Source organism: Citreicoccus inhibens, assembly GCF_019039035.1.
Classification (GTDB): domain Bacteria; phylum Myxococcota; class Myxococcia; order Myxococcales; family Myxococcaceae; genus Citreicoccus; species Citreicoccus inhibens.
The window spans coordinates 1-2,142 of sequence record NZ_JAHNZT010000103.1 but is presented as its reverse complement, the minus strand read 5'-3'; the positions used below and the strand labels follow the sequence as shown (position 1 = coordinate 2,142).

General features: G+C 70.5%; 1 protein-coding gene and 2 pseudogenes. All 3 read right to left on the bottom strand.

Translation table 11 applies throughout. The annotated features are described in order from the left end of the window. A pseudogene (locus KRR26_RS36395) lies at positions 1-701 on the bottom strand (hypothetical protein); the annotation flags it as partial. 1 nt (position 702) lies between these two features. Then, positions 703-1,707, bottom strand: coding sequence for a DUF2169 family type VI secretion system accessory protein (locus tag KRR26_RS36390; protein ID WP_217082184.1), 1,005 nt, complete (start codon positions 1,705-1,707; stop codon positions 703-705). Positions 1,708-1,735: 28 nt separating this feature from the next. Further along, positions 1,736-2,142, bottom strand: a pseudogene (locus tag KRR26_RS36385) (TIGR02270 family protein); the annotation flags it as partial.

The window sequence follows — 2,142 nt, the reverse complement described above, 5'->3', positions numbered from 1 at the left end:
AGGTCGTCGGTGTGGATGAGCTTCTTCTCGCGGGCCGTGGCGGCGGCGCGCACCGTGGCGTGCGGCGCCAGTCCCCATCGGCGCGCGTCCGGCGCGGCCACCACCGCGACGAAGGCAGCGGCCTCGCTGGGGGCGAAGCCCGTGCGCCCCCCTTCTTCCAGCCACTGGTTCCGCTCACGCAGCCACACCAGGGTTTGGACGTCATGGTAGCTGTCGACGCCACCCACAATGACCAGCGGGGTGCGGCTGACGCGCGCCACAGCCTCTCGTAGCCCCTCCAGCGCCGAGGCGTGGCCCGTCAGCCGCGGCTCCACCCGAAGGCGCAGGCGTTCACCCCCGAGGGCCGAGAGGGCGGCGACGACTCGCGAGGCATCCGCTGCCTTCCAGCCCGGGCGCTCCTCGGGGAGCCCCACCAGTACCGGCACTTCGACATTCCCCGGCGGGAGGGTGGATGCCAGCTTGGCGAGGACTTCTTTCAATGCCGCAGCCCCCAGGAAGGCCATGCGCGCTGCGCCGCTCCATTCGGCCGCGTCCAGCAGTCCGTCCCTAGCGATGAAGGAGTCGGCACGACGCCCCAGCTCCGCAATGTGGAGGCGCTGCACGCGGCTGATTCCCGCACGCACCGCCGCCGCGACGCTCTCTGCTGACGTCCCCACGGGGGCACGCGCTCCCGACGCCACAATCACTGCCTCGACGCCCATGTCAGTCTGTCCTCTCGGTAATGGCCGTGAAGTCGAGGCAGTCGATTTCCTGCGGGCCGACTCTCAAGCCCGTCTGGAAAACCATGCGCACCTTCTTCTCCTCGGGCTCAATGACGACGGTGCCCAGGGTGGCCTCGTGGAAGCGCCGGACGGCGCCGAAGTAGGTTGCGAAGCCGAAGCGCAGGCGCGGCACTGTGAAGTGGAGCGTGCCCATTGGCGTGAGGTGCACCAGGGCCACCTTCTCGCCTCCCACGAGGCGGCGCGAGGGCCGCTGGTCAGCGGGAGCGCAGAGGGCGAAGCGCTCGTCGAAGTCTCGCGGCAGCAGTGGGTGCCGCGTCTTCCGCCAGACTTCGTCGAAGGTGCCCGCCAACTGTAGACGGGGTGTCCAGTGGCTGGCGATAGGGCCAAGCCCGGCCGGCCCCGCCTTCGCCGGGTTTCCCCGCAGGTACTCCACGCGGTGGGCGGGCTGGTCCACCAAGTTCGCCTCGCGGCTGGCAACCCCGCGGCCCACGGGGTTGCGTAAGTCGCTGACGTGCTTGTGCGCGTCCGCGTCGCGCGTGTCGGTGCCACCCCAGGCCCACTCGTAGAGAATGGGCTGGGAGACGAAGGGCTTGGGGGACGAGGGCTTCAGGCCCGTCAGGCCGCGCGTGTAGAAGCGCTCCCCGTGCACCACGAGCATTTTGTCCACGTCGTGGATGCGGATGGCCACCTCGACGCTGGGCGCGGGCCGCCCGCCCGGCGCATGGGCGCACGCGTTGACGAGGACGTCGGTGTGCGGCTTGGGGGCGACGAGCTCGGCCTCGTAGCGCAAGCTGGAGCGGCCCGCCTCGCCCCAGTAGACGGGGGCGGGCAGCGGGGGCTCCTGCTCATCGGCGAGGCGGAGGGTGCCTGTGCTGTCGATGTCGAAGGTGGCCTTGAGTGCGATGACCCAGAGGTGGTGGCCGTCTTTGTCGCGGACCCACGTCCGCTCAGCCGCGTAGGGTGTCTTGTTCTGGAGTGCCCACATGGTTGGTCGTGAGGTGTGGGGCCCGCTGTCAGCGCAGGCCGCTGTCGAAGGACTGCGTGCGGATGCGGGCGCTGGCGGCCCGGGCTTTGGCCAGCTCCGCGCGCTGGACGTGGGTGAAGGCCCGGGTGCGCACCGGCAAAGCGCCCTGGCTGCGCAGGGCCAACTCGCGAGCGAGGACATGGCGGCGGCGCATGGGACTGGTTTCGAGGGCTTCCACCAGAGTGCCGCCGCTGAAAGGACGGCCGAGGAGGTAGCGCGTGCCCTTCACGAAGCGCTTCTTCTCCGCGCTCCACCAGCCCCGGATGGCGGCCACGTTCGGCCAGGGCAAGTCGTCGTCGGGCTTGGGCGCCAGGTCCGCGTCCACGTCCTCTAGGAGTTCCGGCGGAGGTGAAGCGCCTTCGGGCCACTCTCCCGGGGGTAGCGCATACGGCTCCT

Bases quoted from the DNA above. Each gene is read 5' to 3' on its own strand.
- KRR26_RS36390 (WP_217082184.1), bottom strand. From the start codon at position 1,707: ATGTGGGCACTCCAGAACAAGACACCCTACGCGGCTGAGCGGACGTGG.